The 26,288-nt window shown below is 65.4% G+C and carries 23 protein-coding genes and 2 tRNA genes; 10 read left to right on the top strand and 15 right to left on the bottom strand.

What is annotated here, in order from left to right; translation table 11 throughout:
- Positions 1-7: 7 nt before the first annotated feature.
- Positions 8-1,504: an MBL fold metallo-hydrolase gene (locus M3N53_05140; GenBank protein ID MDP9067721.1), complete on the bottom strand. Its 1,497-nt coding sequence runs from the start codon at positions 1,502-1,504 to the stop codon at positions 8-10.
- Positions 1,505-1,554: 50 nt separating this feature from the next.
- On the opposite strand from M3N53_05140, the gene M3N53_05135 reads away from it, so the two are divergent.
- Together M3N53_05135 and M3N53_05130 are read left to right on the top strand one after the other, a co-directional pair.
- Positions 1,555-1,944, top strand: a complete 390-nt coding sequence (locus M3N53_05135; GenBank protein MDP9067720.1) for an SCP2 sterol-binding domain-containing protein — start codon at positions 1,555-1,557, stop codon at positions 1,942-1,944.
- 106 nt (positions 1,945-2,050) lie between these two features.
- Positions 2,051-2,812 (top strand): 1-acyl-sn-glycerol-3-phosphate acyltransferase, encoded by a 762-nt coding sequence (locus tag M3N53_05130; protein MDP9067719.1) that lies wholly within the window; start codon positions 2,051-2,053, stop codon positions 2,810-2,812.
- Here the strand turns inward: M3N53_05130 and M3N53_05125 are convergent.
- A complete protein-coding gene (locus M3N53_05125; protein ID MDP9067718.1) occupies positions 2,809-4,251 on the bottom strand; it encodes a hypothetical protein in 1,443 nt (480 codons plus the stop codon). The genes M3N53_05130 and M3N53_05125 overlap by 4 nt on opposite strands.
- A 98-nt stretch (positions 4,252-4,349) precedes the next feature.
- Entirely contained in the window at positions 4,350-5,114 is a 765-nt protein-coding gene (locus M3N53_05120) for a copper resistance protein CopC (protein ID MDP9067717.1), read from the bottom strand.
- 73 nt (positions 5,115-5,187) lie between these two features.
- On the opposite strand from M3N53_05120, the gene M3N53_05115 reads away from it, so the two are divergent.
- Positions 5,188-5,739, top strand: a complete 552-nt coding sequence (locus M3N53_05115) for a hypothetical protein (GenBank protein MDP9067716.1) — start codon at positions 5,188-5,190, stop codon at positions 5,737-5,739.
- 136 nt (positions 5,740-5,875) lie between these two features.
- Here the strand turns inward: M3N53_05115 and M3N53_05110 are convergent.
- Positions 5,876-5,948 (bottom strand) — tRNA-Ala (locus M3N53_05110).
- A 114-nt stretch (positions 5,949-6,062) separates the two neighbouring features.
- Here M3N53_05110 and trxA point away from each other — a divergent pair.
- The 5 genes from trxA (at position 6,063) to M3N53_05085 (ending at position 10,159) form a co-directional block, all read left to right on the top strand.
- Positions 6,063-6,386: a thioredoxin gene (gene trxA / locus M3N53_05105; protein MDP9067715.1), complete on the top strand. Its 324-nt coding sequence runs from the start codon at positions 6,063-6,065 to the stop codon at positions 6,384-6,386.
- A 130-nt stretch (positions 6,387-6,516) separates the two neighbouring features.
- Positions 6,517-7,896, top strand: a complete 1,380-nt coding sequence (locus M3N53_05100; GenBank protein ID MDP9067714.1) for a hypothetical protein — start codon at positions 6,517-6,519, stop codon at positions 7,894-7,896.
- A gap of 82 nt (positions 7,897-7,978) precedes the next feature.
- Positions 7,979-8,053: transfer RNA gene (locus tag M3N53_05095), tRNA-Ile, on the top strand.
- 41 nt (positions 8,054-8,094) lie between these two features.
- On the top strand, positions 8,095-9,546 hold the full coding sequence (locus M3N53_05090) for an MFS transporter (GenBank protein ID MDP9067713.1): 1,452 nt from the start codon (positions 8,095-8,097) through the stop codon (positions 9,544-9,546).
- Positions 9,547-9,550: 4 nt separating this feature from the next.
- Positions 9,551-10,159 carry a DUF1684 domain-containing protein gene (locus M3N53_05085; GenBank protein MDP9067712.1) on the top strand — a complete coding sequence of 203 codons (609 nt, stop codon included), beginning with the start codon at positions 9,551-9,553 and terminating at the stop codon, positions 10,157-10,159.
- A gap of 42 nt (positions 10,160-10,201) precedes the next feature.
- Here the strand turns inward: M3N53_05085 and M3N53_05080 are convergent, their stop codons facing one another.
- The 4 genes from M3N53_05080 to M3N53_05065 all read right to left on the bottom strand — a co-directional run bounded on the left by M3N53_05080 (position 10,202) and on the right by M3N53_05065 (position 13,825).
- Positions 10,202-11,173 carry an ABC transporter gene (locus M3N53_05080; GenBank protein ID MDP9067711.1) on the bottom strand — a complete coding sequence of 324 codons (972 nt, stop codon included), beginning with the start codon at positions 11,171-11,173 and terminating at the stop codon, positions 10,202-10,204.
- A 77-nt stretch (positions 11,174-11,250) separates the two neighbouring features.
- Positions 11,251-11,985: an ABC transporter permease gene (locus tag M3N53_05075; GenBank protein ID MDP9067710.1), complete on the bottom strand. Its 735-nt coding sequence runs from the start codon at positions 11,983-11,985 to the stop codon at positions 11,251-11,253.
- Positions 11,985-12,698, bottom strand: coding sequence for an ABC transporter permease (locus M3N53_05070; GenBank protein MDP9067709.1), 714 nt, complete (start codon positions 12,696-12,698; stop codon positions 11,985-11,987). Before M3N53_05070 ends, M3N53_05075 begins: the two co-directional genes overlap by 1 nt.
- A complete protein-coding gene (locus M3N53_05065; protein MDP9067708.1) occupies positions 12,695-13,825 on the bottom strand; it encodes a betaine/proline/choline family ABC transporter ATP-binding protein in 1,131 nt (376 codons plus the stop codon). Before M3N53_05065 ends, M3N53_05070 begins: the two co-directional genes overlap by 4 nt.
- A 63-nt stretch (positions 13,826-13,888) precedes the next feature.
- On the opposite strand from M3N53_05065, the gene M3N53_05060 reads away from it, so the two are divergent.
- On the top strand, positions 13,889-14,032 hold the full coding sequence (locus tag M3N53_05060; GenBank protein MDP9067707.1) for a hypothetical protein: 144 nt from the start codon (positions 13,889-13,891) through the stop codon (positions 14,030-14,032).
- Positions 14,029-15,123 (top strand): saccharopine dehydrogenase NADP-binding domain-containing protein, encoded by a 1,095-nt coding sequence (locus tag M3N53_05055; protein MDP9067706.1) that lies wholly within the window; start codon positions 14,029-14,031, stop codon positions 15,121-15,123. Before M3N53_05060 ends, M3N53_05055 begins: the two co-directional genes overlap by 4 nt.
- A gap of 8 nt (positions 15,124-15,131) precedes the next feature.
- Here M3N53_05055 and M3N53_05050 read toward each other — a convergent pair whose 3' ends face one another.
- From M3N53_05050 to dnaA, 7 genes are all read right to left on the bottom strand, one after another.
- Positions 15,132-15,515 carry a DUF3566 domain-containing protein gene (locus tag M3N53_05050; protein MDP9067705.1) on the bottom strand — a complete coding sequence of 128 codons (384 nt, stop codon included), beginning with the start codon at positions 15,513-15,515 and terminating at the stop codon, positions 15,132-15,134.
- Between the two features lie 333 nt (positions 15,516-15,848).
- Complete coding sequence (gene gyrA, locus M3N53_05045) at positions 15,849-19,631, bottom strand: DNA gyrase subunit A (protein MDP9067704.1); 3,783 nt, start codon at positions 19,629-19,631, stop codon at positions 15,849-15,851.
- 14 nt (positions 19,632-19,645) lie between these two features.
- Positions 19,646-21,556, bottom strand: coding sequence for a DNA topoisomerase (ATP-hydrolyzing) subunit B (gene gyrB, locus M3N53_05040; GenBank protein MDP9067703.1), 1,911 nt, complete (start codon positions 21,554-21,556; stop codon positions 19,646-19,648).
- Positions 21,557-21,730: 174 nt separating this feature from the next.
- On the bottom strand, positions 21,731-22,210 hold the full coding sequence (locus M3N53_05035) for a DUF721 domain-containing protein (protein ID MDP9067702.1): 480 nt from the start codon (positions 22,208-22,210) through the stop codon (positions 21,731-21,733).
- The gene (recF, locus tag M3N53_05030) at positions 22,200-23,375 is read right to left on the bottom strand and encodes a DNA replication and repair protein RecF (protein MDP9067701.1); all 1,176 of its coding nucleotides are present in this window, start codon (positions 23,373-23,375) and stop codon (positions 22,200-22,202) included. Before recF ends, M3N53_05035 begins: the two co-directional genes overlap by 11 nt.
- 24 nt (positions 23,376-23,399) lie before the next feature.
- Positions 23,400-24,524, bottom strand: a complete 1,125-nt coding sequence (gene dnaN / locus M3N53_05025; GenBank protein ID MDP9067700.1) for a DNA polymerase III subunit beta — start codon at positions 24,522-24,524, stop codon at positions 23,400-23,402.
- A 268-nt stretch (positions 24,525-24,792) separates the two neighbouring features.
- Entirely contained in the window at positions 24,793-26,256 is a 1,464-nt protein-coding gene (dnaA, locus tag M3N53_05020; protein MDP9067699.1) for a chromosomal replication initiator protein DnaA, read from the bottom strand.
- Positions 26,257-26,288 lie beyond the last annotated feature (32 nt).

Here is a 26,288-nt window from a genome sequence, read left to right as displayed (position 1 = left end):
GCACACCCTAATCAACGTCCGATGCGATCCACCGTTCTCCGGCCGGCGCGACAAGGCCTTGCTCCGACAAGAGCTCGAGCATCGACAGAACCTGCAAGCGGGCGACCGGGTGCAACTGAGTCGGCGTGTCCGAATAGACGAGGGACACGACCTCCTCGGGTGTGGAGGGACGGGAGCGAAGCGCCTCCAGCACCGCGGTCCGGCGCTCCTCGCGGTGCGCCAGATATCCGTCGATCACGACGCGACCCCCGTCCAACGGACGGAAGTGACCGGGGTAGATCCGGTCGACGGATAGCTCCCGAAGGCGGCGCAAGGTGTCGAGGTACTGGCGCATGTTGCCGTCGGGGGGAGCTATGACCGCGGTGCCCTCGCCGAGGATGTTGTCGCCCGCGAACAGGCTGGCCGCGGCCTCGAAATAGAAACAGAGGTGATCACTCGCGTGCCCTGGCGTGTGGAGCGCGAGAAGGTCACCTCCCCCGAACTGCACCACATCGCGATCGTGCAGCGGAACCGCGGCGACGCCTCCGACCTCCGACGAGCCGAACGCGCGGACCGGGCACCCGAAGTGGTCCACGACCGCGCCCACTCCTCCCACGTGATCCCCATGCCGGTGCGTGACCAGAACCTCCGAAACCTCGCCGGCTGCCTCGAACAACGTCGTCAGGTACTGCTCGTCGTCCACCGCAGGATCGATGACGCAGGTAGGGCCGGAGCCGACGATGTAGGTGTTGGTGCCGGGGCCGGTCATGAGGCCGGCGTTCGGAGCCAGGACCACGTGAACCAGAGGAGAGAGCCTCACCGACAAGACGCTCCCGGAGGCACCGACCGGTGCTTCCGCCAGCGACCTCTTTATCTCGCCGACGGAGGCGCGTCCGTCCAACCTCTGCAACATCTCGATCGTGGGCGGCGCCATCACCAGATCTCCCGTCGCCAGGGCCGCCAGGGCGTCGGCCGGAGGAGTCCACCAACACCGCTCGACCTCGCGCTCATCCGGCACCGGCACCCACCCCGGCGGCGCCTCGGCTACGAAGAACCGAGCGTCGAAGCGAACCGGCGCTCCCAATGGCGTCACCCAGCGGCCCGCCGGCACCAGGAGATCCGTGCGGAGCCTGACACGCAATGCATCACAGCGATCGAGGAAACCCGCGGCGTCTTCGGCGTCTTCGCGCCGCAGCAGGTCCGTGGGTCCTTCGGCGAGAAGCAGGCCGACCTCCTCGAACGCCTCCCGTAGCGCGCAAACGAACGCACTGAGAGCGCCGGCACCATCGTCGAGGCCGAGGGCGCGAGCAGCGTCATCGGGGGTGCGGGTCGACAACGGCGCCCAACGAGGATCGAGGTCGGCGCCCGATGTCGCGCCTCCCGGGAACACCGCGGCGCCGCCCATGAAGCGCAAGCGCTTCGGTCTCGTGGTGAGGAGCACCTCGGGGCCGGCTGGGCCCTCGCGCAGCAGCACCAACGTGGCGGCGGGTCTCGGTGGTGGCGGCTCACCATGACTTCTGCTCATAGGGAGACGGTATGTTCTGCGCCGCAGACACGTCGATCAAGGAGGCAGCCGTGGCAGTGAAGTTCCTGACCGAAGAATGGGCTACGACGATGACGGACGCGTTGAACTCGTCGGATGATTTCAAGAAAGCGGCCTCCGGCCAGCAGGTGAAGCTGCAGCAGGTCGTGACCGACACTCCAGACGGCGGTGAGGCGAAGTACTACTTCACTCTCGACGGCGGGAACGCTCAGGTGGGACTGGGCGAGGTCACCGATGCGGAAGCGACGATCACCCAGAACTACCAGACCGCCGTGGCGATCGTTAAAGAGGAGCTGAACGCACAGAACGCGTTCATGCAGGGCAAGTTGAAGGTCTCCGGGAACATGATGAAGCTCATGCAGCTCCAGGGCGTCTTTAACGCGATGCCTAAGGCCGCGCAGGGCATCGAGGTCGAGTACTAGAACCGCCGGCAACCACGAGGCCCGCGCCGCCGCCACCGGGCGTGGGCCTTTCTCTTTACGGCCGCGCCCGCAGGTACGGCGCCGGTTCTCGTAGAGTCCCGTGCCAATGGAATACGTCTACCCGTTCATCGAGCTAGTGGCCAAAGGCGCGATGCGCGCGATGGCCTACGACGTCCGCATCACCGGCGAAGAAAACATCCCCGCGAAGGGCGCCGGAGTTCTTGCCTCCAATCACATCGGCTATCTCGACTTCGTCTTCACCGGGCTCGCGGCTGAGAGGCGCAGGCGCCGGGCGCGCTTCCTCGCGAAGCGCGAGGTGTGGAACAACAAGGTGGCGAAGGTGCTGATGAATGGCATGCGCCACATCCCCGTCGACCGGGACCGCGACCCCGCCAAGGCTTACGCCGCCGCGATAGACGCTTTACAGCGCGGGGAGCTGATCGGCATGTTCCCCGAGTCCACGATCAGCCCCTCGTTCGTTCCGCGCAGGGGGAAGACCGGCTCGGCGCGCATGGCGCAAGCGGCGAGCGCTCCGCTGATCCCGGCAGCTGTGTGGGGGACCCAGAGGATCCTGACCAAAGGTAGGCCGAAGAACCTGCAACGGAAGCTCGCGATCGTGGTGAACGTCGGAGAGCCCATCCCGACCGAGCCAGACGACGATCCACGCGCTCTCACCGACGAGCTGATGCAGAGCATCGGTCACCTGCTGAAGCAGGCGCAGGACTCCTACCCGCAGGTTCCCGCCGATGACTCGGACAGGTGGTGGCTCCCGGCGCACCTCGGCGGAACCGCGCCGACCCCCGAGCAGGTAGAAGACAAGCTGCGCGGTCCGGGGAGAAACGCCGACCCGTCGGATCCCGCCGCTTAGAGCTTCCCCAACCTCACGGCGTCACCGAGGTTCGAGTTGCCCTCCAGGAAGTTCACCCTCGCGACCTCTTTCTCGAACGGGCCCTTGTAGTCGAGGATGTAGAGACCGTTGCGCAGGTCGACCACGTAGATGAGGCCGTCCTGGATCACCGGGAAGCTCCACATCACGACCTTGTCCTGACCTGCGCTCAGCGCGGGGTCTTCCTGAAGGACGACCGGCTCCGGCTGCGGCTTGAACTCCGCTGCCTGCGCCGGCTTCGCCGGGTCGGACACGTCGATCGCCTGGAGCCCGCCGGAGTGCCAGGTCACGAAGGCCAGGTTCTCCGTGAGCGTCGGGTTGTGCGCCGCGTAGCTGGACGACGGGCGAGGGACATCGCTCTTGCAATAGTCCGGATCGTTCTGCGGAAGCTTGTATTCCGCCACTACCTTCGGCTTCTCGGGGTCGCTCGTGTCCAGCATCCGGGCCCACCCCCACGGGCAACCGCCTGAGTCCAGCGGGCGTAGCGCCTCGCCGTAAACCTCATCGGTCACCAAGACGTAGTCGCTTCCGAAGAGAGGGGCGGCGCTGTGGGCACCGGGACCGATCTCCTCGGGCCAGCGCGGCGCGTCCTTCGGGTCCGTGATGAGCTTCGCCTCGGGCTTCGATCTGCCGCGGGCGAAGTCGCTCGAGTCCACGACCATGAAACCGGCTTCGAGGTAGGCGAAGAAGGCCCTGTTGCCGTCGGGAGTCACGGTGAGCGAGTGCAGACGGTTGTCGTTACCGGGCTCGCCGACGGTGAAGCTCTGCTTGCCGAGCTCGACGAACTTCTTCTTGCGAGCGTCCGAGATGTCCGTCACCAGAAGCTGGGTGCTGCCGCCGGGCGTGGACAGGAACAGCAGGGCGCGGCCTGGCTTGCGCGGGTCGTCCCACAGGTACATCTCGTGCGGGTTCACGCTCGGCTTGTACTCGGCCACGAACTTAGGTGCCGCGGCGTTTTTGCCGGAGATGTCGTAGAAGCGGAAGTTGTCGTCGACGCTGCGCGGCGAGCAGGCGTGGATGAGCTCACTGCAGTTCGAGCCAAGGTTCATCACGATCAGGAGCTCCTGCTCGGGCCATATCCGTAGCTCGCGCGAGGTCTCTCCCTCGTTGTCCTGGTGCGGTTGGCCGATCGAGTGGACGACCTCAGGCTTGCTCGGGTCGGAGACGTCCACGACCTTCACGCCGTTGTCGACAGGCTTCGCGCCCCCGTCGGTGCGACTGCCGACGTAGACGTAGTCGCCGTGCACGGCGAGGGCCGCGTTCATCCCGCGGTTGTCGAGGGCGGAATGTCCGATGACCTCGAACGACCCTTTCGGATCTCCATCGGCGACCACGACGGTCGGACCATCGTTGCGTGCCGACGCGGTGAGGGGCGCTGCGAGCAACGCAACCGACACCGCCGCAGTGAGTAACCGCTTCATGTTCGTCATCTCCAAGAGTCGTCGGGTGGGGTGAAATGTCTGATTCCCCTAGGTTCGACGGCTCCTGGATGTCTCCTCCGGGTATCGGAGTGGTTTACTTAAGCGCGCGGCCCCATGATCCCGGCGTAGATCTTCCCGCCCGCGGCCCCGATCACTGCAGACAACAACAACCCGGTGAGGAACGAGTCCATGCGGATCCCATCCCAGACACTGGGCTCGGGATCCGAGGGTTCCTCCGCTGCCGCCACCACGTTTGGGACGGCGGCGCGCTGGCGTCCGCGGTCGAAGAACCCGTCGCGGCGCGTTTCGGATGCTCCCGAGCGCGTACCGGTGTCGTCATCGTCGCCCGACCCGGCGGCGCCGGCGGACGCGGCGGTCGTGTCTCCCTCCGTTCCCTCCGTGGTCGAGGCTCCGTTCGATCCAGACCCGGTGGTGGAGGAGCCGGTGGAGGAGCCTGCTCCCGAGCCGGAGTCGGTTTCGGCACCCGCGCACTCATCGCCCTGTGTAGCGGTGAAGCCGAAGTCGCCCGTCGTTACGTGCGGATCGAGGCGCGAGTACGCCGTGAACTGGACGACGTAGGGACCGGCCGCGACGCCGCTCATCGAGACCGACATCTCGTAGCCGAATATGGAAACGTCACCGGCGTCCACCTGGCGGCCGCAGGGGTCGAACACCTTGAGCCACGACCCGCCCGCCAGCGGCTCGGTGAACTCGGCGGTCACGCTCGAGGGAGCCCTCGAGACGGTGGCGCCGTTCGCGGGATCCGAATCCTTATAGGCCGCGTGAGCGAACGCGGGCGTTGCCGCCAGCACGAGCCCCAGCAACATCGAGGCAGCTAGCAGAAACGTACGCAAGCGGTTCATGCACACAAGCGTACGACTCGCCCGTCCCTAATCCTCTAGAGGAACGATGACCGGAACAGCGAATCCTGAGGCCATGCGCCGATCGTTCGTCATCGTCCTGCTTGCCGCACTCACCGCGTTGTCGGTCGCGCCGGCCGGCGCGGGGAAGTCGAACCTCACGGTTCTGGGGACGGACCCTGCCGGGGACGGACTGCCGGCCCTGGACATCACCTATCTCCAGGTCGGCCGTGCGGGCACGAACCTCGAGATCAGGATCGGCATCGACAAGATGCTCCCCCGCTCCGGCGGGTTCCCACTACTTCCCGGCATCGAGTGGGTCTTCGATGTGAAGAACCGCACCTTCATAGCCGAAGCCGTCGCCGGTACCGGGGCGCCGCGCTTCTACCTCTTCGAGCAGAAGGGGGATTCGTACGAGCAACTCGAGAGCCCGACGGGGACCTACGACCCGGCGGACGGGTATGCGAGCATCCTCGTCCCCCTGAAGACGATCGGCGCGAGAAGCGGCGTCAAGATCTCCGGTGCCGACGGTCTCGAGCATGGCGATGTCGACGCCCACGTTCACCTCGGTCCCGAGACCTACTACCCCGACGGGATGGAGACGAAGAAGGACTTCATCGTTCCTTAACCGGCGGAACGAAGCGCAGCTTCGTGGAGCGGATCGGGCTCGAACCGACGACCAGGCGGCGCAGCCCCCCGGCGGTGAGAGAGGCCCGGGCAAGGCGGGAGACGCGGAACGAAGCGCAGCTTCTGGCGGAGCTTCGTGGAGCGGATCGGGCTCGAACCGACGACCCCCGGCTTGCAAAGCCGGTGCTCTACCAACTGAGCTACCGCCCCTCGACGCCAATTATGTGGGTAGACCGTGTTCCGCCGGGCGCCGGGGCGGGGAATATAGGCTCGCCGCGGGCGTTTCACCAGGTGAGCAAGCAACCCCGATCAGGAGGCCGCACAGTGGGCAACATCCAAGAGGTTAACGAGCAGGACTTCAACGAGGTGGTGCTGGCGGCGGACACCCCCGTCATCGTGGATTTCTGGGCCGAGTGGTGCGGACCGTGCCGGCTGGTGACGCCCGAGCTCGAGAAGATCCAGGGCGAGTACCAGGAGAAGGTGAAGGTCGTGAAGCTGAACATAGACGAGTCACCCGGCATCGCCTCGCGCTATGGAGTCATGAGCATCCCGACCATCGCCCTGTTCATGGACGGAGGCGTGAAGTCGCAGGTCGTCGGCGCCCGGCCGAAGGATGACATCGTGATGGGCCTCGGGCTCAACGCCTAGCGACAGGCTTCGATAGCTCAATTTTGGACGGCCCCCGCGGGGGCCGTCTTCGCGCCCGGCGCAGGAGATGCGCCTTTTGTGGCCAACTGTACGGAGCAACCAAAACCAGCCAACCCAGGGGGTATGCAGCATGCGAGGAAAGACCCGTGCGGCCGTTGTGGCGGTCGCCATGCTGGCGGCGCTCTTCGGAGCCATTCCGGCGACGGCGAGCCATGACGAGGACATGCATTCCGACAGCATCAAGCTTCTGAAGCGGGAGGCCTTCGACGCGGACAAGGATCTTCCCGCTCAGGGATCCGACCTCGCCTTCCAGGGCAAGACCGTCATCGCCGGCTCCTACCAGGGAACGGGCTTCTTCAAGATCCTGTCGCGCCGGGACGGGTTCATAAAGCAGGTGGGCTTCCATCAGTGCCCCGGGTCGCAGGGCGACGTCTCGGTGCGGGGCAACCTGCTGTTCGTTTCGATCGACGCGACGGGCTCCAACAACGTGGAGAACCCCTCCTGCAACAACACGAAGACGAACCTCAGCGACACCTCGCTGGGCAAAGAGGGCGTCCGGATCGTCGACATCTCGAACCTGCAACAGCCGAAGCAGGTTGCATTCATCGAGACCGACTGCGGCTCGCACACGAACACGCTCCTGCCCGACGGCGACACCACCTACGTCTATGTCGAGTCGTACCCGATCAGCGGTCAGGGTCCCAGCTGCAACCAACTCACGCACCGCAAGATCTCGATCATCAAGGTTCCGAACGCAGCTCCCGAGAAGGCCGAGCTGGTCGGTACCGACACCGGCTTCCTCCCGCCCGACACCGTCGGTTGTCACGACGTGACCTACTACCCGCAGCGCGACCTCGCGATCGCGGCCTGTCTGGGCGTCTGGATGACGTGGGACGTTTCGGACCCGGCCAAGCCCGTCGTCCTATCGGAGACCAGGAACGAAGAGATCGAGCTCGACCACTCCTCCGCGATCACATGGGACGGCAACATCGCCTTGATCGGGGATGAGCACGCGGGAGCGGCGGGTGGTGGGGGTTGCTCTCCCAACTCGGACAGTCCCGTCGGGGCGATGTGGTTCTACGACATCTCGGGCGACAACGTGAAGAACCCGAAGCTGCTGGCGCACCATTCGCTTCCTCGGGTCCCGCCGTTCGGTGGCGACGAACGCGATCGCGTTAGGTGCACGACGCACAACTTCAACGTGTTGCCGATGAAGGACCCGACGAAGTACATCGTGGTTTCCTCGTACTACGCCGGCGGGATCGCGGCGCTCGACTTCAGCGACGTGAAGAACGGAAACGTCGAGGAGATCGGTCACTACATCCACATCCCCGGCGGCGTGCTGCCGGACACGTGGGCGGCGTACTGGTACAACGGGCGCATCTACGCGAACAACCATCTCGGCGGGCACGGGCTCGAGGTCTTCAAGCTGAAGGGCACGGGCCGCAGGCAGGTCAAGTTCTTCAGCGGCGACACGAATCCACAGGTGCAGGTGCCGAGCTTCAGGTAACACAGGGAGAGTTGACTATCTGTTAGCGGGGGCCGCCTTCGGGCGGCCCCTCTCGCGCCAGCCCATAGAATCGCTCGCCGTGGGGCCCATAGCTCAGCCCGGTTAGAGCGCACCCCTGATAAGGGTGAGGCCGATGGTTCAAGTCCATCTGGGCCCACTTCTAGGAATCCACACCCGCTCGGTTCGGTTGGCCCACGCATGATCGACGAAGGGATTGCGTACAACAGCACCACGGGCCGCTGGATCATCCTCGCCACCGTCCTTGGCTCGGGGATCGCGTTCCTGGACAGCACCGTCGTCAACGTCGCGCTGCCCGCGATCGGATCCGACTTCAACACCGGCTTCTCCTCGCTGCAGTGGACGATCAGCGCGTACATGCTGACGTTGGGAGCCCTGCTGCTCGTCGGCGGAGCGCTCGGGGATCTGTACGGGCGCAGGCTGGTGTTCGTCATCGGCCTTACGGCGTTCACGCTCGCCTCGCTGTTGTGCGGAGTGGCTCCGACCGTGGGAGTACTGATAGCCGCTCGCGCCCTGCAGGGCGTCGGCGCCGCACTGCTCGTACCCGGAAGTCTCGCGATCATCTCCGGCAGCTTTCGCGACGAGGACAAGGGGCAAGCGATAGGCGCCTGGTCGGGGCTCTCGGGCGTCACCACCGCCATCGGTCCCTTCGTCGGAGGGTGGCTGGTCGACTCGGTGTCGTGGCGTCTCGTGTTCCTCATCAACCTCCCGCTTGCCGCGCTCGCGATCGCCATCTCTCTGAAGCACGTCCCCGAGAGCCGAGACGAAGCAGCTGCGAGAACGCCCGACGTGGCCGGCGGCATCGCGGCCGCGATGGGGTTGGGAGGCATCGTGTTCGCGCTGATCGAGGGTCCCGCACGCGGCTGGGATCAGCCGCTCGTCCGAGCGGCGGGAGCGGCGGGCATCATCGCGTTGATCGCCTTCCTCGTGCTCGAAGCGCGCAGGAGACATCCCATGATGCCGTTCAGCATCTTTCGCTCTCGCCAGTTCAGCGCTGCGAACGCGACGACGCTCGTGGTGTACGCGGCTCTCAGCGCGAGCGTGTTCCTGTTGGTGATCCAGCTCCAGAAGATGCTGGGTTACTCGGCTCTCGAATCGGGTGCAGCATTGATCCCGGTCACCCTGTTGCTGCTGGTCCTGTCGCCAACCGCGGGGAGGCTGTCTCAACGCTGGGGGCCGCGCGGACCTATGACCGCGGGCCCGCTGGTGGCAGGTGTCGCTTTCCTCGCGTTGATGGATACCTCGCCGGGAAGCAACTACTTCAGCGACCTGTTGCCCGGCATCCTGCTGTTCGGGCTGGGCCTCGCGGCAACCGTGGCGCCGCTGACGACCGCGGTTCTAACCGCGATCGAAGGGGCTCACGCCGGAATCGCTTCCGGGATCAACAACGCCGTGGCGCGGGTGGCGGGGCTGCTCGCGGTCGTGTTGGTCCCGCTTGCGGCCGGGATCAGCGGCGTGGACGAGGTCGGCGGCGAAGCCTTCTCAGCAGGGTTCCGGCGCTCGATGCTCATCAACGCGGGTCTGTGTGGGATCGGCGCACTGATCTCGTTCGTGTGGATCAGGAAGCCGCCGGGCGCGCTCGCGACGACGGTCCCGCCCGCTCCTGATAATCCGGCGGAAACCGTAGTTTGAATCGGTGAACACGGCCGAGGCTCTCGAGCTGCTCGACTGGAAGAGGAGGGTCTTCGCGCTCTACGCAGAGGTGCGCGAGGAGTTGGACCCCGAGCGCGCATGGCAGAGGTGGCGACAAGAGCGCGACGAACTCTTCCGGAACCATCCGCAGTCGGCATTGACCGAAGAAGCTCGCGCGGCTTTCTCAGGGCTCTCTTACTTCCCGTACGATCCTGGGCTCCGCCTGCGGGCTCGGCTAAACCCCGCCTCCGCCGAGACCTACTCGATCCCGACCTCCGGCGACGAGACGATCGAGTTCCAGCGTCTGGCTACGGTGGAGTTCGAGGTGCGGGATCGCGCCTGCTCACTCGAGGCTTATTGGCTGACCGGCTACGGCGGCGGTCTGTTCCTACCGTTCCGCGACGCGACCAGCGGATCCACCACCTATGGCGCGGGTCGCTATCTCTTGGACACGGTCAAGGGCGCCGACCTCGGCACCGACGACGGCGCGATCGTGCTCGACTTCAACTTCGCCTACAACCCTTCGTGCTCGTACAACCCGCGCTGGGTATGTCCGCTGGCGCCTCCTGCGAACCGACTCGACATCCCGGTAGAGGCCGGAGAGCGGACGTAGAGAGAGGGCCGCGACGACGGACCCTCCCTCTGCGTCGCCGCGCTACTGCGCGGGCTGCGCGAGATCGCTCGTGGTTTGGAGGCCGTACTTGTCGGCCGTCTCTTGGGTAACCACGAAGGCGTTCTGGTCGTTCGCCTCTGCGGGCTCCAGCAGCCTCAGGTCGTCTTTCTCCAGCAACGGCTCGAGCAGAGAGACGTTGTTCGCGGGATCGCCGGTCGCCTCTGCATCGGGGTCCAGGAACAGCAGCAGGGACCCGAGGTACTCGGGCGCGATGTCCACGTCGCCCTTCTTCAGAGCCGGATACAGGATCTCGCGCGAGCCGAGATCGGTCTGACGCTCGACCGTGTACCCAGCCGCCTCGAGCACCTGCGCGTACATCTCCGCCACGATCTGGTTCTCGGCAAAGGCCACGGCTCCAACCGTCAGCTGGCCCGAAGCGCCACCGTCGGCCGTTATGCCCTCCTGCTCCAGGAAGTCGGCAGCCACGTCCGCCGGATCTTCCTGGTCGAGCTCGACACGTCCGTTCAGCTCCGTGATGTTGTCGGTCGTAAGCGCGGCACTGACTTGATCCAGAAGCTCGGCCGCGGACTCGTCCACCTCCTCGGACACGAGCGGGACGATGTTCTCGGCGGTCTGGAGACCCTTGTCGTCCTCCAACACGACGAAGTCGTTCGCCACGATCGCACTAGACGTGGAGAAGAGGAGGCCGACATCGACCTGGCCGGCCTTCAGTGCCTTCACCGTCAGCGGGCCGCCGACGTCGAGAGGCTTGAACTCCGCGAACTCGATGCCGTAGGTCTCCTTGAGACCGGGGATGCAGAAGGGGCGCTTCGGACACTCCGGCGGAGCTCCCAGGGTCAACTGCGACGCGATGGGCTCACCACCACCGCCTGCTGGCGCCTGTGGCTCGTTGTCTTCGCTCACTCCCGACCCGCATGCGGCGAACACCAGCGCCGTCGCCAGTGCCGCCGCAAACAGGGTCGCCCCATGAGCGTTGCTGCGGGGTTTCCGCATGGGTCTTCCTCCGTTTCCGATAGGGGGGCTGACGTCACAACCCCTGAACAGCGTCGAACCTTACCGAGACGGCTGCGCTAGTTCTCGCGCGGGAGCATCCGGGTGGAGCCACGCGCAGGCTTCGTGCGATCAGAGGCCGAGTGAGGCGTCGCCACCCGCTCGAGGAGGCCGAAAGACAGCTCCGTCACCACCGCTACCGCCGCGACCAGGATGGCGCCGGCCACAAGCTGGACATCGTCGCCGGCGGCGAACCCGTCGACGATGTAGCGGCCCAATCCGCCCCAGGCCGCGACCGCCCCCAGCGTCGCAGTGGCGACGACCTGGACCGCGGCAAGACGCAACCCGGCGACGATCAGCGGCGCTCCTAGCCGAAGCTCGATCTGGAGCAGGATCTGGCGCTCGGTCATACCCATCGCACGAGCGGATTCCACCGTGTCGACATCGACACCGTTGATCCCGATGTAGGTGTTCGTGAGGATCGGCGGTATCGCCAAGAAGACCAGCGCAACGAACGTGGGCCAGAACCCAAGGGTTCCCGGAACGTCGATCAACAGCGCAAAGAAGATCCCGAGGATCCCGAACGAGGGCAGCGCCCGCGCGAGGTTTCCTATCGACACCACGGCGGCGCCGAAGCGGCTCGTGTGGCCCACGTAGAGCCCCAGCGGCAGGACGAGTAGAGCCGCCAGTCCGACCGACTGGAACGACATCGTCATGTGCTCGTAAAGCCGCACGATGATCCCGGGTTCGATACCCGATCCCGCCCAGGCCTCCGCGGACGCGAACCACCTCAAGACGTTCGCCAGGAGCTCCATCAGGAAGACACCTTCGGGGCGAGGGACGCGAACTCACCACGGTCGAGGCGCCGGACTCGCGACCACGGCGTTACGGCGCGCTCCAACAACACAAGGACCGCGTCTGCGGCGACGCCCAGCAGCAACGACAGGGTTGATCCGACGAGGGTTGCGGTCACGAAGTCGGTTCTCATCCCCGCGAGGATGAACGCGCCAAGCCCCCCCTTCCCGATCAGCGCCGTAACGGTGACGAGGCCAATGGTCGTGACCGTCGCCAGCCGGATCCCGGCAACGATCACGGGAAGCGCGAGCGGCAACTCGACCCTCCAGAGCAACTGCCGCTCGGAGTACCCCATCCCTCGCGCCGCCTCTCGCACGTCTGATGGAACACCCCCCAGCCCGGCGACGGTGTTGCGGATCAGGATCAACAGCGTGTAGCTGACCAGGCCGATCTCCGCCGTCTGCACCGTCAAACCCGTGTACGGCTGGAGGAAAGCGAACAGGGCGAGGCTCGGGATCGTGTAGAGAACGCCGGTCACCGAGGTGACGGGTGCATAGAACCAACGGTGGCGATACGCATACACCGCCAGCGGGGCGGCGATAGCGAACCCGATCGCCACCGCCAGAACCGTCAACTGGATGTGCTCCAGGAACTGGGCGTAGATCCTGTCGCCGTTCCGAGCGACCCAGGACCAGTCGATCGAGACGGCACCGACGAACCCCGCGGCGCTCATGCGGTGATCTCTTTGGAGATGCGTTCGAGGGACAAGATCCCTGCGTAGCGCTGCCCTTCGGTTGCCACGACTGCAACCTGGGTGCGCGACGTAACTATGGAATCGAGAGCCTGCCGCAGGTTGCTGTCATAGGTCACGTACGCGCCAAAGGGGCGCGGTTGTGCATCGCCGACGACCCGGCACCCCTGCAACAGCTCTGCGTCCACCCAGCCAAGCAGCTCGCCGTCGTCCACGACACTGCACCAGTCGTAATCGAACTTCTCCATCGCGCGCGCGGCCTCTTCCGGCAGATCGGAGGAACGCACGACCGGCCCCTCCTCGATGCCGATGTCGGACACCTTCATCAGCGCCAGCCTCTTGAGGCCGCGCTCTCCACCTACGAACTGCTCGACGAAGTCGTTCGCGGGAGACGACAAGATCTCGCTCGGCGAAGCGAACTGCTCGATGATGCCGCCGCGGTTCAGGATCGCGATGCGATCCGCCATCTTGATCGCCTCGTCCACGTCATGCGTCACGAAGACGACGGTCTTCCGCAACCGCTGCTGGATCGCCAGGAACTGGTCCTGCAGACGTTCTCGCACGATGGGGTCCACGGCACCGAACGGCTCGTCCATCAACATGACGGGAGGGTCGACCGCGAGGGCGCGCGCCACTCCGACCCGTTGCCGCTGTCCTCCCGATAGCTCGCTCGGGTACCGCTCCAGCAAGGGCTCATCGAGCTCCAGGATCTGCGCCAGCTCGTGCACGCGATCTCGCGTCTTGTGCTCGGCCCAGCCGAGGAGCTGCGGGACGGTCGCGATATTCTGTGCCACGGTGCGATGAGGCATCAGCCCGATGCTCTGGATGACGTATCCGATGCCGCGTCGAAGGGCGACCGGGTCCTGCTGCATGACGTCTGTTCCGTCGACGATGATGGTGCCGGAGGTCGGCTCGATCAGCCGGTTGATCATCTTCATCGTCGTCGTCTTGCCGCAACCCGACGGCCCGACCAGAACGACGGTTTCGCCGCGACGGACCTCCATCGACAGGTCGCGAACGGCTGGGGTCGCGGAAGAGCGGAACGACTTCGACACGTTCCGCAGCCAGATCATCGGGTCGTCCGCCACGTCTCCTCCAACGACGCTCATAGGTTCCGGGTCATCCTAGGAGGAGCCCGGATCTACGTGGGGGGCGCCTCCTATAGTGAACGGATGTTTCGTCCTATCCGCAGGCTCATGGGGGTCGCTGCGGTTGGAGGCCTGGCCGCGTGGTGGCTGCGACTCCTCGCCCACTCGAAGCGCGCTCCGGCCGAAGGCCGCTGGCAGGAGCTACAGCTAGACGACCCACCCTCGTGAACGTTCTCCTTCTCGGCGCCAGCGGAACCTTCGGGCGACGTACTGCTTCCGAGCTGCTGCGAACCGGTGCGGTAAGAGGCCTCACGCTTGCGGGACGGAACGGCGGGAAGCTGGAACGTCTGCGCGCACGCCTGCAGGGTCGAGCATCCCTCGAGATCGCCGCCTTCGACATCAACGACCGCGACGAGCTGGCGCGACGCTTCAGTGTCCACGACCGGGTCGTGTCGTGTGCAGGACCCGCCTACCTTCTCGAAGAGGCGTGTGTGGACGCCGCGGTCCGGTCAGGGACGTCGTACGTCTCTCTGAACGATGACCTGGAGGCGGCATCGGCGGTCGCTGCGCGGGATGACGAGGCGCGCGAGCGCGGCGTCACCATCATCAGCGGTTGCGGCGCGGCGCCGGGGATCACGAACCTCCTGATCGCGCTGGCAGCCGAACAGCTCGAGGAGGTTCACGAGGTCGAGGTCGCGATCGGTGCCTCATCCGCCGACGGAGGCGGTCCCGCCACGGACCTCCACTTCATCGCGATGCTCGCGCGGGCCACCCGCTCCGCTCGCGCGGATGACGACGGGAGCCGATCGCCTCATCCGGTTTACTTCCCGGATCCGGTCGGGTGGGTCGAAACCTTCCCGTGTGGACATCCCGAGGAGCTAGCGGTGCGGAGGGAGCATCCGAGCCTCGCATCGTTCCGGTTCCGCATCGGGCTCGCGGAGAAGGCCGTGATGGACGTGATCCGGGCGAGCGTGGCGACGCGGGTCACGGCGACGGAGACCGGGCGACGACTGTGGCTCAAGATCGCGCAGCCCACCCGCCCGCTGCTGGAGAAGCTGTCCGCGGGTGCGGCGCCGTGGACCGCGTTGCGGACCGACGTGCGTGGGAGGAGCGGGGGCCGGAGCAAGACGATCTCCTACGGCGTGGTCGACCATCTGGTGAACCTCGCATCCATCCCGCTCGCTCTCGCGGCAACCGAGCTCCCACCCGGCGGTGGCGGCGTATCGAGCCCCGAGCGGACGTTCGAATCGCAGCGGTTCCTATCGGCCATCGCGACGAGGGGGGTCAGGTTCGCCCAGCTACAACCGCACGCGTGGTGATAGCGAGCTCAAGAGTCCCGTTCGACGAAGGTGAGCTCGAGGCCGCCGAATAGATCCGAAGCCACGTTGTAGAGGATCGCAAGAAGCGTGTTGACGAGGGTGCCGAGCACACCGACGACCAGCCCGATCAACAACGCCCACTTCTCCACGACCCCGAGGGTGATGTCGACCTCCTCGTAGAGAACGAGGGCGCGTCCCAGGTCCTCGGCGGCGTCGAACACGCCCATCGCTTCAACGACGGAGTACAGGATCGCCACGATCCCGAGCCAGACCAGGAGGAAGATCAGGTAGAAGAAGCCGGAGAGCTTCAGGACCGAGAACGGGTCGACGTGGCGGATCGTACGCTTGACCCTGCGGGCGCCGCTTCGTTTCCGCACTTGCTGCCTGCGCACAGCCGCAGCATCCGCTCTGGCGGCCGACGATTCTGGGGGCCGGGGAAAAGCCTCCGTCCGTTCGCCCAGCCTGGCCGCGTCATCGTAAGAAGCGTCCGCGCGTGCAGGTTGCCTCCGGGTGGAGGGGAAAGGTTCATCCAGGGGGTCCAAGAGCGGCCCGGTCGGTGAACCCGGCGCGAGGTGTCCACCCGAGGCAGCTCCTACCTCCGGCTCGACACCACCGGTTCGTTCTTCCCTTGACGGCACGACCGCCCCTCCTTGCTGGACCTCGTCGGGCCAGTATGGGCGAAACGAACCGGCCGGCCGGTGCCGGCGCGGCTGCATCTCGCCCACCTACGTTAGACGGCCCTGCGGGTTCTCCTCTTCCTCACCGACAACCGGGGCAACTGCCGAGATGCTGGTGCCATGCGCCAGGTTCATCACGCGGACACCGGTCGCAGGGCGCCCCTGCCGCGAGATCGTGTTCACGGCCATCCGGATCACCACGCCGTCGTTCGATATGAGGAACACCTCGTCGCCGGTCCGGACCACGCACGCGCCGACGATCGGCCCGCGTGGCTTCGTCAGCTTCGCCGCGATCACGCCCTTGCCGCCGCGGCCCTTGCGCGGGAAGTCGCCTAGCTTCGTGCGCTTGCCGTAGCCGAACTCGGTGATCACGAGGAGCTCGTCGTCGTTGTTGTCGATGATGTCGCACGCGACCACCTCGTCATCGGGATCGAGGCGTATGCCGATCACGCCGGTGGCGGTCCGGCCCATAGAACGCACGTTTTCCTCCGAGAAGCGGATGGCCTTCCCCTTGCGCGTGATCAGAAGGATGTCATTCGTGCCGGAGGTGGGCCGCACCCGCACGACCTCGTCGCCATCGCGCAGGTTCAAAGCGATGATGCCCTCGCGGCGCGACGAGTCGTACTCGCGGAACAGCGTCTTCTTGACCATGCCGTTCTTCGTCACGATCAGGAGGTAGCGATAGGTCTCGTAGTCGCGCGTGTCGATGACCGCCGCGACCTTGTCCTCGGGACGCATCGACACCACGTTGACCACTGCGGTTCCGCGGGCGGTCCTGTCGCGCTTCGGGATCTCGTGAGCCTTGATCCGGTAGACCCGCCCACTGTTCGAGAACAGAAGTAGGTAAGCGTGTGCAGTCGTCGTGAGTAGGTGCTCGACGATGTCACCTTCTTTGAGATTCGCGCCCTTCACGCCCCGGCCGCCTCGGCCCTGCTGACGGTAGGTGTCGAGCGGGACGCTCTTGATGTAGCCATCGCGCGACACAGAGATCGCGAGGTCCTCGTCCGCGATCAAGTCCTCGATGTCGAACTCGCCCTCGTCGTGTGCGAAGTGCGTCCTGCGCGAGTCGGCGAAACGTCTCTTCACCTCGCGCGCTTCATCGGCGATGATCGCCCGCACCTTCGCCTCGTCGGCGAGGATCGACTCCAGCTCTGCGATGGTCCGCTGCAGCTCCTCGTACTCGTCGCGGATCTTGTCCTGCTCCAGAGCGGTCAGACGCCGGAGCGGCATGTCCAAGATGTGGTTCGCCTGGATCTCGGTCAGGCCGTAGCGCGCCATCAAGCCGCCGCGGGCCTCTTCGACATCGGCGGCAGCGCGGATCAGAGCCACGATGTCGTCGATGTGGTCGAGGGCGATGATGAGCCCCTCGAGGATGTGCGCCCGCTCCCGCGCCTTCCGCAGCCTGTACGTCGTGCGGCGGATGATCACCTGGATCTGGTGCGAGATGTACTCCTGGATGATCTCGCCGATGTTCAGCGTGCGAGGCACGCCGTCGACGATCGCCAGCATGTTGACGCCGAAGTTGTCCTGCAGCTGCGTGCGCTTGTAGAGCGTGTTGAGGACGACCTGCGGGACCGCGCTCTTCTTGAGGTCGATGATCAGGCGCATCCCCTGACGAGAGGACTCGTCGCGCAGGTCCGCGATCCCCTCGAGCCGTCCGGTCTTGGCGTTCACAAGCTCCGCGATCTTCTGCGCAAGGCGAGCCTTGTTGACCTGATAGGGAAGCTCCGTCACGACGATCCGCGGGTTCCCCTTGGGTCCTTCCTCGATCTCGCAGACGGCGCGCATCTTGATGGAGCCGCGTCCGGTGGTGTAGGCCTCGTGGATCCCCTGACGGCCGAGGATGACTCCGCCGGTCGGGAAGTCGGGGCCCTTGATGTGCTTCATCACGGCCGACAGCATCTTCGCCGGGTCTTCGGAGAGCTCCGGCTTCTCGAGCACTTCGACGACCGCGTCGATCACTTCACCAAGGTTGTGCGGCGGGATGTTCGTCGCCATGCCGACCGCGATGCCGGTCGAGCCGTTCACGAGCAGGTTCGGGAACCGCGCGGGTAGCACCGAGGGCTCGAGGTCCTCACCGTCGTAGTTCGGCGAGAAGTCGACGGTCTCCTCGCCGATGTCGCGCAGCAACTCCATAGAAAGCCGCGACAACCGACACTCGGTGTTGTGGCTGACGAAGCCGTTCGTGATGAAGGAGTGGTCGTCGGAGTCGACCCGGATCGAGTACACCGGTTGCACACCGGCGTCTTCCACCGTTGCCACTTTGGCGAAGTAGTACTGCCCACCCACAAGCGGCTCGATCACCGCCTTCACTTCGTCCGAGCAGATGTTCTCTAGGATCTGGTCCCGGTCTCGCTCCCACCGCTCGATGCGATCGATGTTGTGCTTGATGAGCCACTCTCGCTGCTTCCAACTCCCACCGCACTCTTGCCGGACGTAGTGGGCGAGGTAAGGGACGTGGTCCGAGGACATCGCGCTGCTGGTCGCGGGGATGGTCTCGAGGTCGCGAAGGAGCTTTTCCTGCTTGCGCCCGAAGAACCCGACACGAGAGGCGAACAGCCTCAGGTCGCGGCGGTTACCGATGTAGACCTTGATCTCTCCGCGACCGGACACGCACTGCCGCGAGGCGATGCCGAACTCCAGCAGCAACTCCTGTACGTCCTGCGCGAGCTGGAAGCTATAGGTCGAGTAGCTCACCTGCCCGGTGTTGCGACCGAGCAGCGACGAGCTGCCGTCCCCTTCGAAGAGTGCCTGCAGGAAGGCTCGCTTGAACGCGGGACCGCTCCGCCATACGAGCTCGGGTACCGATTTCACGTCGGCCTTCGGGCCGATGAGACAAGCGAGCGGACTGCGGGTGAAGTGCTCCATCCAATTCTGGATGTCCAGTCGGTAAAGGAACTTGCTCGATTTGAGCTGCTGGGAACGAACCGTGCGGCGACCGCCCACAACCTCGTCGAAAGCGTCGAGGACTGCGTCGAAGTACTCCTGGTCCACGTTCGCGAAGCCGCCCACGGTCTCCGAGGCCCAGCCTTCCGATAACCACGCCCCCGCGAGCGTGGCGACCTTCCAGTCCCGCTCCGTGAGGACTTCTTCTTCTGGCGCCAAGCCGCGATTCAGCACGACGTAGGTGCCAGACTCGACCTCCTCAAGCAGCTTCCAGAGCAGCATGGGCACCCCGGCTACGGGCACGAGACAGAGGACAGGATGGTTGTGAGTACCTGTTAGCTCGTATCCCTCGGTTGTTCTGATTCGCACCGTCGGGTGCTCGCCGCTGTGAAAGAGCTTTGAAGCCTTCTTGGGGTTCCCGTCTCTATCAAGAACCTTCAGATCGAGATCAACGTCAGAGTCTGAGTCGATCCTGGCGAGAGAATCCATTCGCAGCGTTCCGTCAACTGCTCTGATTCTCGTATCGCCAGAAGTACAGTAGCGCATGGCGGCTGGCGCGTCGCCGTCTACCGAGCCGAAGTTTCCTTGCCCGTCGATCAGTAGGTAACGCGTCGAGAAGTCCTGCGCCAGGCGCGCGAGCGCGTCGTAGATCGATTGGTCGCCGTGCGGGTGATAGGTCTTCATGACCTCGCCGACCAACGCGGCGCACTTGCGGAAGCGTTGGTCGGGGCGCAAGCCTGTATCGAAAGCCGCGTACAAGATGCGGCGCGTCACGGGCTTCAACCCATCGCGCACGTCCGGCAGCGCGCGGCTGACGATGACGGACATCGCGTACTCGAGGAACGAGTACTGGACCTCCTCACCGAGATCGATGTCTTCGATGCCGTCGCCGGGACCGCCCGGGTCACCGGGAAGCTTGTCTTGGAAAGGATCTTTCGGAGCCATGACCTACCTGTGGTCTAGATGTCGAGGAAGCGGATGTCTTTTGCGTTTCGCTGGATGAAGGTCTTGCGCGCGTCCACGTCTTCACCCATGAGCGTGGAGAAGATCTCCTCCGCGAGGGCGGCGTCCTCCATCGTGACGCGCAGAAGAGTGCGCTGCTCGGGATCGAGCGTCGTCTCCCACAGCTGCTCGGCGTCCATCTCACCAAGGCCCTTGAAGCGCTGCGGCACAATCTTGGACCCGTTCTGTTGCTCGGCGCGGAAGGCCTCGAGCTCGGCGTCGTTCTTGAAGTAGTGGACCTTGCCTTTGAACGGCACGCGATACAGCGGCGGCTGCGCTACGAACAGATAGCCGGCGTCGATCAGCTCGGGCATGAAGCGGAAGAAGAAAGTCAGCAACAACGTCTTGATGTGCGATCCGTCCACGTCCGCGTCCGCCATCGAGATGATCTTGTGATAGCGGCACTTCGACGCGTCGAAATCGTCCCCGATCCCGGTCCCGACGGCAGTGATGATCGCCTGGATCTCTTTGTTCTCGAGGATCTTCGCGAGGCGAGCGCGCTCGACGTTCAGGATCTTGCCGCGCAGCGGCAACACGGCCTGGTTCTCGCGCTGCCGTGCGTTCTTGGCGGTGCCACCGGCGGAGTCACCCTCGACGATCAGGAGCTCGGCCTTCTCCGGATCTCTCGTCTGACAGTCCGCGAGCTTGCCGGGCAGCATCGACGACTCGAGCAGTGACTTGCGCCGGACCAGATCGCGCACCTTGCGCGCCTCGAGCCGGGCGCGCTGGGCCGAGATCGCTTTGTTGCAGATGGCGCGGGCCTCGGCGGGATGCTCTTCCATGTAATCGGCGAAGAGCCGGTTCATCGTCGTCTCGACGAAGGAGCGGATCTCGGTGTTGCCGAGCTTGGTCTTGGTCTGTCCCTCGAACTGCGGGTTCGCGACCTTCACCGAGATGATCGCAGTGAGACCCTCGCGGCAGTCCTCGCCGATGAAGGGTTGGTCCTTCTCCTTCAGCAGTTGCTTGGCGCGGGCGTAGGAGGTCACCACCTTCGTCAGCGAGCGGCGGAAGCCCTCTTCGTGCATGCCGCCCTCGTGCGTGTTGATGTTGTTCGCGAAGGTGAAGACGGACTCGTTGAACGACGTTGTCCACTGCATCGCTATCTCGAGCTCGTGCTGCTCCCCCTTGCCCTCGAAGTACACGACGCGTTTGTTCACGGCGTCGCGCGACGAGTTGAGGTGCTTGACGAAGTCGATGATCCCGCCGGTGTAGCGGAACACTTCCTCCTGCGCCGGCTCGATGCGGTGGTCCACGAGCCTGATCTCCAACCCTTTGTTGAGGAACGCCATCTCGCGCATGCGCTGCGCGAGGGTGTCGAAGCGGAACTCGCGCTCGTCGGTGAAGATCAGCGGATCCGGCCAGAACGCCACCTTCGTCCCGGTGCGCTTGATGGCTCGTCCCGGCGTGAGCTTGCGCTGCGGCTTACCCCGCTCGTACTCCTGGTTCCAAACCTTGCCGTCCCGCGCGATCTCGAGCTCGAGTCGCTCCGAGAGCGCGTTCACGACCGACACACCCACGCCGTGGAGGCCACCGGACACCTGATAGCCCTTGCCTTCGAACTTGCCTCCCGCATGAAGCGTCGTCAGGACCACCTGGGCCGCCGGCTTTCCCTTCTGCGGCCCCACCTTGATCGGGTCGACGGGGATCCCTCGGCCGTTGTCGGTGACCCTGCAGCCACCATCTGCGAGGAGCTCCACGATGATCCGGTCGCAGTAGCCGGCCATCGCCTCGTCCACCGCGTTGTCCACGACCTCGTAGACCAGGTGGTGGAGGCCTCGGGCTCCGGTGGAGCCGATGTACATCCCCGGCCGTTTCCGGACGGGGTCGAGGCCCTCCAGAACCGTGATGTCTTGTGCGGTGTACGACACTTCGTTCCTCGTTTTCGTGGCGGGGATCGAGGGCGGCTTGGAGGCGCTCACCGCTCGCCCGCCCCACTAGGCGCGAAGAGCCCGGAAAGCCGCTGATGGGCGCGCTCGAAGAGAGCGGAGAACACTGGGGTCATGGAGCTAAATAGTACCATCTAGCTGGGCATTTCCTCGATTTCAGCCTCTCTCGCGACGCTCCTCGAGGCGTCTCTGGTCCCGGCGCGCGAGCCACGCGGAACGGGCCTTCTCCAAGGCCTCGCGCGGGTCCTCGAAACCCGGCTCGGAGGCTTCGGATGGCGGCTCGGCGGTCTTTCGGACCGCGTCCGCTCGCGGCCGCGAGGGAGCCTCGCCGGGGGCGCTCCACACCCGCACCTCGGTGACGACCGCTCTCCCCAAGTGCTGGTTCGCGCGCTGCTTGATCTCCTCGCTCAGGTACCCGATCTCGTGCGCCCACACAGGTGAGTCCGCGCGCAGCCTCAGGACACCGCCTCTAAGAGACGTTGGCTCTGCGTGGGATGCGACGTCCAGCCCCACGACCTCGTGCCAGCGGCTCCAGAGCTTCCCGGCCGCTAGAGCGTCGTCCAGCCCAAAGCGCGCCGCTGCCCCTCCGAGGAGCCCCTTCAGCGAGGTTGGTTCGCCCGAGCTCTTATCCGACATCGCGGATCTTGCCGTCTGTGACCTCGATCAACTTTTCGGCTCGCAGGGTCTCCAACGCAAGCGGTTCCGCCGAGGTCACGACCGTCTGACCAACACCGCGTACCGCGTCCGCCAACCACCGACGACGGTGGGGATCCAGCTCCGAAAACACATCGTCCAGCAAGAGGATCGGTTCCTCGCCCAGAACGTCCGAGAGAAGGTCGAGCTCCGCCAGCTTCAGCGCGAGCGCGCTCGTGCGCTGGTCTCCCTGTGAAGCGAATGCACGTGCGGCCAACATCGACCCCGCGTTGTCGCCGCGCGAGGCGAGCTTCACGGTGACATCGTCTCGCTGCGGACCGACCAGCGTCGCGCCGCGCTCGAGCTCGGCGCGCCGTAGCTCCGAGATCCGCCGCGCGACATGGACCTCCAGCGCCGAGCCCGCTACCTTCTGCGCGCCGTTCACGATCGCAGCTGCATCTTCTTCAGGGAGCCAGGAGCTCAGATACCCCAGCTCCAATCGACCGTCTCCAGCGATCTCCTCATAGCGTTTCGCTGCATGCGGTAACAGGTCCCGCAGTGCCTCGAGTCTTGCAGCCGCGACCGCGGCCCCCGCCCGGCAGAGCGAACGATCCCATACCTCCAGCCGTCCGACGGCATCGGCGGGGGCCGCTCCCCTAAGAGACCGCAGCAAGGCGTTCCTCTGGCGCAGGACCCTTTCGAGCTCGCGCCGGAGCGAGTCGCGCGCCGGACGCAGCTTCACCACCAGCTCGTCGAGGAAACGGCGCCGTCCGTCAGGAGATCCCTTCACCAACGACAGCTCGTCGGGGCCGAAGAAGACGGTTACGACCACCTCCGTCAGTGCCGTCGTCCGCGGGACGGCGGTCCGGTTCAGGAGCGCTCGGGTTCCACGGCCAGGCCGGATCTCCAGATCGATGTGAAGGGCGCGAGAGCCCCGCGTGACATCCGCGTGGATCAGCGCCGCATCAGCTCCCTGTCTCACGAGGGCTGCGTTTTCGGCCCGAGGAGAGCCGAGGCCGCCGAGGCCGCCGAGGCAGTGGAGCGACTCCAGCAGGTTCGTCTTGCCCTGCGCGTTGCGCCCGACGACCAGGTTCAGACCGGGGGCGAAGGAGACGCTTTCCCGCGCCAGATTGCGGAAGTCAACCAGGACCAGCTCGTCGACCCGCATCGCGCGCCTGAAGTCGTCCCGGGACTACGAGAGCCGAACCGGCATCAAGAGATACGTGAAGTCTCCGCTCTCTCCCCGCAGGATCGCCGGCTTCAACCCGTCGCCCACTTGCATCTCGATCCTCTGCGACGGGATCGCAGAGGCGCCGTCCAGAAGGAACTGAGGATTGAAAGCGATCACCAGCTGCTCGCCTTCGTACTCGGCCTCGATCACCTCTTGGCCCTCCCCCACGTCGGGGGTGTGTGCAGATACCTCCAGCTCGGGTGCGAGCTGGAGCTTCACCGGCAGGTTGTTCTGCGCCAGGAGCCCGACGCGCTTCGTGACCTCCAGCAGCATCTCGCGGTCCACCGTCAAGGTGTTCGGGTACGTCTCGGGGATCAACTGGCGGTACTTCGGGAACTCGCCCTCGATGAACCGAGAGCCGATCACCCACTCGCCCTCCTCCTCACCTCCGGCGATCGAGAAAGCCACCAGGTTCTCTTTCACCAGGGCCGACACCGCGCCGGTCGCTCCCTGCAGGGCACGAGCGAGTTCCCCGAGGGTGCGCGCCGGCAGCACCACCTTCCGCTCTTCCTCCGGGCCGCCCGCGGCGTCGAGGTGCCGCACCGCGAGGCGATACGAGTCCGTCGCCGCCAGCGTCACGCCGCCGGCTTCCAGCTCCCACAGGACGCCCGTAAGGATCTGCCGGCTCTCGTCACCCGAGGCCGCCCGCACCACTTGCGAAAGCGCAACAGCAAGATCGGCCGCGTCGATGGAGACCGCGACCCCGTCGCTGTCGTCGCGGTCCTCTATGGGGAGCGCAGGGTAATCATCGGGCGTGAGGGACCGGACGCGGAAACGCCCCCGGCCGGATCCGATCTCGACCTCGCCGTCCGTTCCCGCGACCGACACCTGACCGCTGGAGAGGTTCCGCGACATCTCCCCGAAGAGCCGGCCCGGAACAACAGCAGTGCCAGGTTCGTCGACCGCGGCCCTAAACGTCGTCTCCATCGTGAGCTCGAGGTCGGTCGCCGCGACGCGCACGCGCCCATCTTCGGTCGCCTCGAGGCGGAGCCCCGACAGGACCGGAAGGGTCGCTCGGTTGGAGATCGCCCTGGACGCGAACTGCACCGCACCCAACAGGTCATCTCGCTCGCAGCGGAACTTCATGTCGTGCCTCCGATCTCGTTTCGTTGTCTGGACACGGTAACTGCATGGTGTGACAGGTTTCTCAACGGTTTTGGATTTCGTTCGCTAAAAGGTTTTCTAGTACGTACTAGTAGGTGCTGTTGGCGATGCGGATAAGTCGGAGAACAGCAGGTAGTGCTGAGGTTTGAGCGCGCGACGCCCGGGGGATAACGGCGGGCTCAGGACGCGGGCCGGCGCGGGCACCCCGCGGAAGTTCGTCTTATCCACGCGATCCAGCAAGATGTGGGCGTCAGCCGCGAGCTGCTTGTTGACGGATCCGTGTCGTGAGCTCCCGGACCTGCTCGAACCAGCTCTCTCGCTCCTGCATGTGTTGGCGAACCTTGTTGACGGCGAAGACAACGGTGGAATGGTCGCGGCCCCCGAAACGCTCACCGATCTTGGGCAGCGAGAGATCCGTGAGCTCTCGGCAGAGATACATCGCCATCTGACGAGCGTTCACTAGAGGCCGCGACCTGCTGGGAGAGCAGATCTCCTCGGGGGTCACGTCGAAGTAGTCGGCGGCGACCGAGATGATGAGATCCGAGGTCACACGCGCCTCGTTGGTGTTCGGGAGGAGCGATTGCAAGACACCTTGCGCGCCCTCGAGCGTGATGCTCGAGCGCGTTAGAGAAGCGTAGGCGGCGACGCGGATGAGGGCGCCCTCGAGCTCGCGGATGTTCGTCTGGATGCGGCTTGCGATGTACGACATGACCTCCGGCGGAACCGCGAGTCGCTCGGTCTCGGTCTTCCTACGCAGGATCGCGAGACGGGTCTCCAGATCCGGCGGCTGGATGTCGGTGATGAGCCCCCACTCGAAGCGGGTGCGCAAGCGTTCTTCGAGCGTTGGGATCTTCTTCGGAGGCCGATCAGACGTGATCACGATCTGGCTTTTCGGATGGAGCGCGTTGAACGTGTGGAAGAACTCTTCTTGGGTCCGCTCCTTGCCCTCGAGGAACTGGATGTCATCGATGAGTAGGAGATCGGCAGCGCGGTAGCGCTGGTGGAAGCCGCGGATCGAGCGACGCTGCAGGGCCTCGATGAAGTCGTTCATGAACTGCTCGGTAGAGACGTAACGAACTACAGAGCCGCGGTGCCAGTCGCGCGCGTAGCGACCGATCGCGTGCAGGAGGTGCGTCTTTCCGAGTCCTGCTGCCCCATAGATGAACAGAGGGTTGTACGCCTCGGCAGGAGCCTCCGCGACGGCGAGCGCCGCGGCATGCGCGAAGCGATTCGAAGATCCGATCACGAAGGACTCGAAGCTGTACTTCGGGTGGAACTGCGGGGGACTGTCGGTCGCCGCCGGCGGCGGATCGAGCAGAGCGGAACCCGGACCGGGAGGGTCCTCCACCTCGGGCGCGTCGGGCGCCTCCGAGAGCGACTCGTCGACCACGAGGGCTATGGAAAGGTCGCGCCGCGCAGCCATCGAGGTGGCGGCGCGCAGCTGTGGCGTGTATCTGTCCTCGATCCACTCCTTCACGAACAGGCTCGGAACCGCGAGCACGAAGCTGTCGCCGTCTAGCGCCACAGGCTTGGTGCGTGCGAACCACGCCGAGAAGTTCCCGCGGAGCTCGTCGCGCAGGGTCCGCTCCGCCACCTTCCACAGCCCTTCGACCTCGTGAACCTCTGCCTGTCGATCCATCGTGAGGACCGGGTCGTGGTGTTGCACCGGTTCCCTGTCCTCGCCGATCAGCACAACGTCACTAGCACTCTCCATCGGGGGCCCCCTTACCAACACCTTCGTCCACA

The sequence above is a fragment of the Actinomycetota bacterium genome (genome assembly GCA_030776625.1).
In the GTDB taxonomy this organism is placed as follows: domain Bacteria; phylum Actinomycetota; class CADDZG01; order CADDZG01; family WHSQ01; genus MB1-2.
Note: the sequence above shows the minus strand (reverse complement) of the source record. Positions and strands in the feature narration are given on the sequence as shown.

Excerpts from the sequence above, each read along its gene's own strand:
- M3N53_05090 (MDP9067713.1), top strand. The coding sequence starts at position 8,095 with ATGATCGACGAAGGGATTGCGTACAACAGCACCACGGGCCGCTGGATC.
- M3N53_05060 (MDP9067707.1), top strand. The coding sequence starts at position 13,889 with ATGTTTCGTCCTATCCGCAGGCTCATGGGGGTCGCTGCGGTTGGAGGC.
- M3N53_05100 (MDP9067714.1), top strand. The coding sequence starts at position 6,517 with ATGCGAGGAAAGACCCGTGCGGCCGTTGTGGCGGTCGCCATGCTGGCG.
- M3N53_05080 (MDP9067711.1), bottom strand. The coding sequence starts at position 11,173 with ATGCGGAAACCCCGCAGCAACGCTCATGGGGCGACCCTGTTTGCGGCG.
- gyrA (MDP9067704.1), bottom strand. The coding sequence starts at position 19,631 with ATGGCTCCGAAAGATCCTTTCCAAGACAAGCTTCCCGGTGACCCGGGC.
- M3N53_05075 (MDP9067710.1), bottom strand. The coding sequence starts at position 11,985 with ATGGAGCTCCTGGCGAACGTCTTGAGGTGGTTCGCGTCCGCGGAGGCC.
- M3N53_05065 (MDP9067708.1), bottom strand. The coding sequence starts at position 13,825 with ATGAGCGTCGTTGGAGGAGACGTGGCGGACGACCCGATGATCTGGCTG.
- M3N53_05070 (MDP9067709.1), bottom strand. The coding sequence starts at position 12,698 with ATGAGCGCCGCGGGGTTCGTCGGTGCCGTCTCGATCGACTGGTCCTGG.
- recF (MDP9067701.1), bottom strand. The coding sequence starts at position 23,375 with ATGCGGGTCGACGAGCTGGTCCTGGTTGACTTCCGCAATCTGGCGCGG.
- dnaA (MDP9067699.1), bottom strand. The coding sequence starts at position 26,256 with ATGGAGAGTGCTAGTGACGTTGTGCTGATCGGCGAGGACAGGGAACCG.
- M3N53_05140 (MDP9067721.1), bottom strand. The coding sequence starts at position 1,504 with ATGAGCAGAAGTCATGGTGAGCCGCCACCACCGAGACCCGCCGCCACG.
- M3N53_05115 (MDP9067716.1), top strand. The coding sequence starts at position 5,188 with ATGCGCCGATCGTTCGTCATCGTCCTGCTTGCCGCACTCACCGCGTTG.
- M3N53_05035 (MDP9067702.1), bottom strand. The coding sequence starts at position 22,210 with ATGTCGGATAAGAGCTCGGGCGAACCAACCTCGCTGAAGGGGCTCCTC.
- dnaN (MDP9067700.1), bottom strand. The coding sequence starts at position 24,524 with ATGAAGTTCCGCTGCGAGCGAGATGACCTGTTGGGTGCGGTGCAGTTC.
- M3N53_05120 (MDP9067717.1), bottom strand. The coding sequence starts at position 5,114 with ATGAACCGCTTGCGTACGTTTCTGCTAGCTGCCTCGATGTTGCTGGGG.
- M3N53_05130 (MDP9067719.1), top strand. The coding sequence starts at position 2,051 with ATGGAATACGTCTACCCGTTCATCGAGCTAGTGGCCAAAGGCGCGATG.
- M3N53_05125 (MDP9067718.1), bottom strand. The coding sequence starts at position 4,251 with ATGAAGCGGTTACTCACTGCGGCGGTGTCGGTTGCGTTGCTCGCAGCG.